Genomic DNA, 7,393 nt, shown 5'->3' with positions numbered 1-7,393 from the left:
GCCGGACCGGCGGGCGCTTCCGATTGCGGCGCCGGTGCGGGCGCTTGAGCCGGTGCCTGCGGTGCTGCTGCCGCGCCGTTCGCCGGTTGTGCACCCGGCTTGCGGACGCCGCCGCGGCCTTCCATGTTGCCCGTCGCATACACATCGACTTCGTTCGGCTTCGAGAAGCTGTCGGTCGGCAGCGGCACGTCGGCGGTCTGCAGCGGCTTCACGAGGTGCGGCGTGATCACGAAGATCAGCTCGGTGCGGTCCTGCTGGAACGAGGTACTGCGGAGCAGCGCGCCGAGCACGGGAATTTCGCCGACACCCGGGAGCGCCTTCAGCGCGCCGGTCCCGTTGTCCTTGATCAGCCCGCCGATCGCGAACGTTTCGCCGTCGCCCATCTGGACCGTCGTCGACGCGCGCCGCGTCGTGATCAGCGGCAGGATCGACGTACCGCCAATGTTGGTCGCGCTCAGCGTGACGCCCGTCTGCGACAGCTCCGACACTTCCGGCGCGACCTTCAGGCTGATCCGGCCGTTGCCCAGCACCGTCGGCGTGAACTTCAGCGCGACGCCGAACTCCTCTTCCTGCAGCGTGATCGACGACGTGCCGTTGCCGCTGCTTTGCGGGATCGGGATGAAGATCTTGCCGCCGGCGAGGAACGTCGCTTCCTGGCCGCTGATCGTCACGAGATTCGGCTCCGCGAGGATCTTGACCAGGTTGTCGGTGTTCTGCGCGTCGGCCGCGAGGTTGAACGGCTTGTTGTTCGCCTTGCTGAACGCGATCCCGGTTGCGACGCCCGCGAGCAGGTTGCTGACCAGCGCGCCGCTCCACGAACCGAACCCGCCCTGGATGTTGAGCGCGCTGCCCATCTGGTTGATCAGCGTCTTCGACACCTCGGCCACCTTCACCTCGAGCATCACCTGCTGCGGCGACGTGACGTTCAGCATGTTGAGCACCCCGCCGCCCGCCTTGCCGCCGCCCGCCGGATCGCCCGCGCTGTCACCATACGCACGGGCGATCTGCACGGCCTGCTGCGCGGCCATCGAGCTGGACACGGTGCCGGCCAGCACGATCGTGCCGGCGGCGGTCGATACATGGATGTCGCGCTCGTTCGGCATCAGCTGCGTCAGCGACGCCTGCAGGCCGCCGGCGTCCGCGCCGACCGCGACGTCGATCACGCGACATGCACCGCTCCTGCCCTGCACGATCATGTTGGTCGTGCCGACCGCGAGCCCGAGGATGTACAGCGTCTGCGGCGATACCATCGTGGCCTGCGCGACGGCCGGATTGCCGATCGTCCGATTGCGGACCGGCTCCGGCATCGGCACCAGCAGCGACTTGCCGAGCGGCACGCTGACACTCGTCGATTCGCGCACGGCGCCGACGCAGTTCGGTCCGCGCAGCGGCCCCGCCGATGCGGCGGGTGCGGCGGCCGCAACCGGCGCCATGCTGATCGTCATCTGCATCGGCCCCTTGCCGACCGCGGCCGGCGCGCTGGCGCCGCCCTTCGTCAGCACGGCCGACTCGATGCCTTCCTGCGCGAGTGCGCCATAAACGGTCAGCCATCCCGAACAGAGGATCGCGGCCATCATCGTGCCCCGTGCCACGCGCGTCCGCAGCGGGCCGGTACCTGTGCATTGCGGTTTGATCTTCATTTCGTCTGATCCCCCGAGAGACCGGCGCCGTGCCGGTTATCGACTTCCAGGGCCGCCGCGCGATGCCGGCGGCCGTTTATGTGGCTGCAGTGAATTGATTCAGAAGCACTCGACGCTGCCCTTCACGCCCGTCAGCACGCCGACGCAGTCGCGCCGTACTTCCGGCGCCGCGTGCGATGCGACGTGCACACGGACCGTCTTCACACGGACCGGTGCGGGCGCCGCTTCGGGTGCGGGCTCCTTGCCGAGCAGCGTCAGCTTGGTCGCGCCGTCGGTGTTCAGCGTCTTCTGGTCGACCTGGTTGCGCAGCACGAGCGACAGCGTGCCGACGCTGCGTGCGAGGTCGAGGCGTTCGGCCTGGTCGGGCGTGACTTCCAGCGTCACCGCGTTGACCACCTTCGGCGCCGTGTCGTCGCGGCTGACCTGCTGCGCGACGGCGAGCACGAGGATGTGCTCGAGCACGATCTTCGAGATGCTCTGCCCGTCGGTCTTGCCCTGCTGTTCCTGCGTGTTGACGATCACGTCGACGTAGTTGCCCGGCAGCGCGAAGCCGGCGACGCCGACCACGTCGTTCACGCGCACCGTGATCGCGCGGCTGCCATCGGCGATGACCGCGGACAGCCCGCCCTTCGTGCCGACCGGCGCGAGCTTCGACTCGATCACCGGCTCGCCGCGTGACAGGCTGGTGCGCACGACGCGCCCTTCGAGCCCCTTCGTATCGGTGAACGCACCGGTGGGCACGCTGCCCGACGGCCAGCTGACCATGTGGATCTGGTTCGGCCCGAGCGGTTCGCCCAGGTTGAGGTCGGTGGTGGCCACCGCGACCGGCGTGACCGAACTCGTGGATGTCTGCACCAGCCAGTGGGACGCGAACACGACCGCGGCAAGACCCGCGACCATCGCGACGACCAGCATCATGACCGCTCGACTGTTTTTCATGGCAATGCTCCTCGACGAATCGTGAAAGAAACGGCTCAACCGGTAACGAACGTACGGCCACCGCGCTCGACAGGCGGCGGATGGCTGCCGTCACGTTCGGGTGCCGCGCCGAAATAACTCGCCCACGCGTCGTACAGTGCGTCGTGCGTCACCTCGGGCGGATCGCCGCGGTAACGCGCGCCGGCAGCCACGAGACGCAGCAGGTCCGCCGGGAAACAGGCGAGAAACGCCTTGCCGGTCGGCAGGTGCAGCCGATGCAGCAGGTAGTCGAATGCATCGCTCGCCGATACGAGTCCCAGCGATGCGCAGGCCGCGTTGTACACGGCACGGTAGTCGTCGATCGACATCGCACCGACGTGCAGCTTCGAACCGAGGCGGCGCAGGAACGCGTCGTCGCCAAGCTGGTCCGGCGACAGGTTGCTCGAGAACACCGGCCAGACGTCGAACGGCATCACGAAGCGGTTGCCGGATTCGAGCGTCAGGAAATCGACGCCGCGATCGAGCGGGCGCAGCCAGCGATTGAGCAGGTCGCGCGGCTCGACGCGCTGGCGGCCAAGATCGTCAACGACGTACATGCCCATGTTCGCCTTCATGTGCGGCGGCGCCTGGTAGAAGCCGGCGGCCTCATCGCGGCGCAGGTCGAGCTCGTCGAGCGTCAGTTCGCCGCCCGACATCACGACCGGCCGCTTGCACAGACGCCAGCGGCGATCGACCGACTGGCCGCCGGACTGTACGCCCGCGTCGACATGGACGAGCGGGTCGTACATCTGGATCACTTCGCCGGCCGCGCAGATCGCGTGCGGCACCGGCACGCGGCCGTGCATCAGCGAGCCGAGCCGCTCGGCGAGGAAGGTCTTGCCGCTGCCGGCCGGACCGTAGATCAGCAGCGGACGGCCCGCGTTCAGCGCGGCAGCCGCCGCATCGAGCACCGACGTGTCGATCACGATGCCTTCGAAGGCCGCCCACACTTCGTCCTGGCTGATGTGCAGCTTGCGTACCGAATGCGCGTTCAGGCACTCGAGATAGGCATCGAGCGTCACCGGCGCGGGCCCGCTGTAGCCGCTGCGCGACCGTTCTTCCAGCGCGAGCACGCGGCCCGCGTCGGTCAGGCGGAACGTCACGTCGAGATCGGTCGCGCCGCGATGGGTGAGCTCGACGAGATGCTCGCGCACCAGGAAGGCGAAGACGTCGTCGAGCACCGCGAGCGGCAGGCAGTGCCGTTCGACCAGGTCGCCGTACGACGGGCGCCCGAGCATCAGCGTCGACTTCAGCACGAGGCCGGCGACGAACGTCATGCTCAACCCGGTTTCCTCGAGCGAGCGCGGCGCCGCCGGCAACTGGGCGCCCAGCTTCGTATGCACTTCCCGCGACGGCAACGGATCGGGCAGCCGTGCCACCTGTGCGTCGCGTCTCGGTTCGGTGTGGTTCGTGTTCATGATCGTTCCATCCTCGTTGCGGATGCGTCGCGCTATGCGCACGATGCGAACAGCATGCCCAGCGTGCCGGCCGCGATCGCCACGCCGTACGGCAGCGTGCCGACCGATGCGATTTCGACGGGGCTGCCGGCGGCCTCGGCGCTCGCGCCTTGCGAGCGCCGCCGCGCAATCAATGCGCGCACGTTCGCCCACATCTGGCGCATCCGCCCGCGCAGCAGCGCGTAGGCGATGGCGCCGATCCCGCCGGCCACGAAGGTGGCCAGCACGATGTAAAACGTCATTTCCGCGCCGACCCACGCGCCGATCGCGAGCATCAGCTTCACGTCGCCGGCCGCCATGCCGCGCAACAGGTAGAACGGCAACAGCAGCGCGAAGCCGGTCGCGGCACCGGCGAGCCATCCGAGTACGCCGGCCAGGACGCCGTGCAACATGCACTGGGAAACCAGCGCACCGGCCAGGCCGAGCAGGACGAGACGGTTCGGAATGCGGCGGGTCGCGATGTCCGTGCTGGCCGCGGCGACCGCGAGCAGCGTCACGCACAACGGAACCGGGTAAGGCGGCGCAACAGGGAGCATGGCGAACCTCGCAGTCGAATCGATGGAATCGGTGGATCAGGAAACCATTGCCAGCGCGGTGGCGACCGCGGCCGTGACGGCCGTTGCGATCACCTCGTACGTATCGGCAAGCGAGCCTTTCAGCGTGACGACGCTACCCAGCACCGCGACGGCGAACATCGCGCCGAGCAATGCATATTCGATCGACGTCACGCCCTGCTCGTCGCTGATCCAGCGGCGTACGACACGCATCGTGGCTCGCATGATGGTCTCCGGTTCCCGGTTGATCAGATCGCCGGGGACGGCTCGAACGCTGCACCGGCCGAGCCGCCCACGGCACGATCCATCAGAGGCCTGCTACCGCCGAATCCAGGTCGGCCGCGATCGTGCTGAACACGGTCTTGAGGTCCTTCCCGATGGTCGACAGCGCGAGGATGATGCCGACTGCGATCAGTGCGGCGATCAGGCCGTATTCGATGGCGGTGACACCATCTTCGTCACGAACGAAACGGCTGGCTTGTTGAATGAACTTGGACATGATGATCTCCTTGCGTAGTGAATTTCATGGTCCTCGCGTGCCGGCTGGTCGGTTGACCGTGCATCGATACGTCGAGGAATGTCGTTAATGCCGTGTGGTGCAGACAAACGAGTTGAATGATTCGCTTGCCGTACCATCCATCAGATGCCCGCTACTATCGAGTCCAGATCCGCGGCGACCGTGCTGAATACGGTCTTCAGATCCGTACCGATCGTCGTCAGCGCGACGACGATGCCGATCGCGATCAGTGCGGCAATCAGGCCGTATTCGATGGCCGTCACACCGTCCTGGTCCTGGATGAACCACGCGATCTTTTCGATCATTCTTGACATGAGCATTCTCCTTTCGGACTGCTATTTAATTCCCTTCGTCAATCATGACGTCGGGGGTGGGCACCACCGGCACTACTCGAAAAATCGGAACGCGACGCTCAGCTGCGGGAGCGGGGATGCACACCCCTGTCCGCACGAACGGGTATCAGTGACGCAGAGAGCGAACGAGGCGTGTACGGTGCGACCGGCCGGATGAACCGGACGATCCGATCGACCGGAACGGCACGACGGCCGTTCGACGCATGGAATCCAGTTGAACGGGAGATAAACTCCCGGCAAAGCTGCAATGTGTCTTTAACGCGGTTTGCGAGCCGCAATGTGCTGTGGTCTTTCATTTTTATTCCCCATATACAGCCATGCCGATTTCTTATTGCCCTGACGATACAGGGTCTCGTTGGTCATTCGACGAAGTCTTGCTCGGTTAATCGACCTGGAGCTGCGTGTTCCCCGACGCGCTCCGGCCTTCCTTTCCGCAGGTGATTCCGAAGCTGGTTCCGCCCGTCTTCTGCTGGAACCGCCCGGTCGTCACCTCGTCGACTGCCGTGCCAACGCTTACGCAAAGAGCAGGCCACCCGAGACGAAATCCAGGCCTGTCAAGGGTTTCGGCGATGCATGCGGTTCCCGCTCGGCGGCACGGCGCCGAAAATGTTTCAAATTTGATATATGTTTTCCCGCAAGCGTTGTAAGCCGGAACGCCCGCAGCCGCGCTGCGACAAGGAGCAAAAATTTCTGCTCGGGATTTTCCCGAACGAGCGAAGCCGGTCGCGTTTTACCGGATCGGCGGGATGCCCAGCCGGTCGAAATGACGGAATGTTTCAATGCAGAAACATAAAATCCGTCCGCGTGGATTTCTCATACCAGAAAATCCCGTTTTCACGCCCTTCACCAGTCAAACTCAATCCCGGCTTTCAACGGGTGATTTGCAACACGCGATTTTTTCTTCAACAATGAACTCACCGGACAACGCCATTTCAGAGCGATTCGATCCGCAGGCACGACACACAACATGAAACGGCTGCGATGACCCAAGCAGCCTCCACTACAGACGGGGAATCATGTACACAGCCAACCGCGAAATGCGCGGGCGTGCAATACGCCGCGCTCAATGGCTGACAGCCGACCGGATCATTCCGTACAGCTGCATCATGCTGATGCTCTTTGCTGCGCTGCTGGTTACCTGGGGCATCGTGACGAACGGCTTCACGTCGAACGCCATCGCCCTCCCCGGCGTCGATTTCTCGGTCTTCTGGACCGCATCGCACCTGGTGTTGCAAGGCCACGCCGCATCGGTCTACGACTCCTCTACATTCCTGCAGGCCGAGTTCGCGCACTTCGGTGCGTATCTGCAGCACCGGCCGCTTCCCTGGCTCTATCCGCCGACGATGTTGCTGTTCATCGCTCCGGTTGCCCTTGTGCCTTTCCTGCCCGCATATATCCTCTTTTTCGCGGGCAGTCTTTTATGCTACGCGCTCGCCGTCTCGCGGTTGTCGGGATTGCGCGCGCATCTTCCCGTGCCGCGTGCCGCGGCGCTCGTCGTGGTCGCGTATTCCGCCGTATGCATGGCCGCGCTGTTTGGCCAGAACAGCATCCTGACCGCCGGCATCGCCGCGCTCGCGCTGCATCTGCTCGGCAAGCGCCCGATCGTCGCCGGCGTGCTGATCGGGCTGCTCGCGATCAAGCCGCAACTGGCCATGGTGTTCCCGGTCGTGCTGATCGCGGCACGTGCATGGCGCACGTTCGCGGCGGCCGCGATCACCGCGGCCCTGTTCGCGGCCGCCGGCATCGCGCTGGCCGGCACCGGCTCACTGCACGGGTTGAGTCAGGCACTGTCGACGGTGCGCGACCAGCATTTCATGCTCCCGTCGTACTGGCTCCCGTCGCCGACGCCGTTCGCCGCATTGCGGCCCGCCGGCCGGCCGGGGGGATCGGGCGAGCGGCGGGAGGGGGAAGCGGG

8 protein-coding genes are annotated in these 7,393 nt (G+C 65.6%); 1 reads left to right on the top strand and 7 read right to left on the bottom strand.

The features are described from left to right. The 7 genes from G3N93_RS30395 to G3N93_RS30365 all read right to left on the bottom strand — a co-directional run. On the bottom strand, nucleotides 1-1,640 hold a 1,640-nt coding region (locus G3N93_RS30395), incomplete at its 3' end, for a type II and III secretion system protein family protein (RefSeq protein WP_206134609.1). A 99-nt stretch (nucleotides 1,641-1,739) separates the two neighbouring features. Then, nucleotides 1,740-2,579 carry a Flp pilus assembly protein CpaB gene (gene cpaB / locus G3N93_RS30390; protein ID WP_174933100.1) on the bottom strand — a complete coding sequence of 280 codons (840 nt, stop codon included), beginning with the start codon at nucleotides 2,577-2,579 and terminating at the stop codon, nucleotides 1,740-1,742. A 35-nt stretch (nucleotides 2,580-2,614) separates the two neighbouring features. Further along, entirely contained in the window at nucleotides 2,615-4,015 is a 1,401-nt protein-coding gene (locus tag G3N93_RS30385; protein ID WP_206123353.1) for an ATP-binding protein, read from the bottom strand. A gap of 32 nt (nucleotides 4,016-4,047) precedes the next feature. Further along, nucleotides 4,048-4,590, bottom strand: coding sequence for a prepilin peptidase (locus G3N93_RS30380; RefSeq protein WP_174933104.1), 543 nt, complete (start codon nucleotides 4,588-4,590; stop codon nucleotides 4,048-4,050). A 36-nt stretch (nucleotides 4,591-4,626) separates the two neighbouring features. Further along, nucleotides 4,627-4,833 carry a Flp family type IVb pilin gene (locus tag G3N93_RS30375; protein WP_206123352.1) on the bottom strand — a complete coding sequence of 69 codons (207 nt, stop codon included), beginning with the start codon at nucleotides 4,831-4,833 and terminating at the stop codon, nucleotides 4,627-4,629. An 82-nt stretch (nucleotides 4,834-4,915) separates the two neighbouring features. Continuing rightward, nucleotides 4,916-5,107, bottom strand: a complete 192-nt coding sequence (locus G3N93_RS30370) for a Flp family type IVb pilin (protein WP_111020645.1) — start codon at nucleotides 5,105-5,107, stop codon at nucleotides 4,916-4,918. 140 nt (nucleotides 5,108-5,247) lie between these two features. Continuing rightward, nucleotides 5,248-5,439: a Flp family type IVb pilin gene (locus tag G3N93_RS30365; protein ID WP_174933108.1), complete on the bottom strand. Its 192-nt coding sequence runs from the start codon at nucleotides 5,437-5,439 to the stop codon at nucleotides 5,248-5,250. A gap of 1,055 nt (nucleotides 5,440-6,494) precedes the next feature. Here G3N93_RS30365 and G3N93_RS30360 point away from each other — a divergent pair. Further along, nucleotides 6,495-7,393, top strand: an 899-nt coding sequence (locus G3N93_RS30360; RefSeq protein ID WP_206134608.1) for a glycosyltransferase family 87 protein, incomplete at its 3' end; no start/stop codon positions are given.

This window comes from Burkholderia sp. Se-20378, assembly GCF_017104665.1.
GTDB classification, from domain to species: domain Bacteria; phylum Pseudomonadota; class Gammaproteobacteria; order Burkholderiales; family Burkholderiaceae; genus Burkholderia; species Burkholderia lata.
This window is presented reverse-complemented; position numbering and strand designations above follow the sequence as displayed.

Coding starts and splice junctions, on each gene's coding strand:
- cpaB (WP_174933100.1), bottom strand. CDS start 2,579: ATGAAAAACAGTCGAGCGGTCATGATGCTGGTCGTCGCGATGGTCGCG.
- G3N93_RS30385 (WP_206123353.1), bottom strand. CDS start 4,015: ATGAACACGAACCACACCGAACCGAGACGCGACGCACAGGTGGCACGG.
- G3N93_RS30380 (WP_174933104.1), bottom strand. CDS start 4,590: ATGCTCCCTGTTGCGCCGCCTTACCCGGTTCCGTTGTGCGTGACGCTG.
- G3N93_RS30375 (WP_206123352.1), bottom strand. CDS start 4,833: ATGCGAGCCACGATGCGTGTCGTACGCCGCTGGATCAGCGACGAGCAG.
- G3N93_RS30370 (WP_111020645.1), bottom strand. CDS start 5,107: ATGTCCAAGTTCATTCAACAAGCCAGCCGTTTCGTTCGTGACGAAGAT.
- G3N93_RS30365 (WP_174933108.1), bottom strand. CDS start 5,439: ATGTCAAGAATGATCGAAAAGATCGCGTGGTTCATCCAGGACCAGGAC.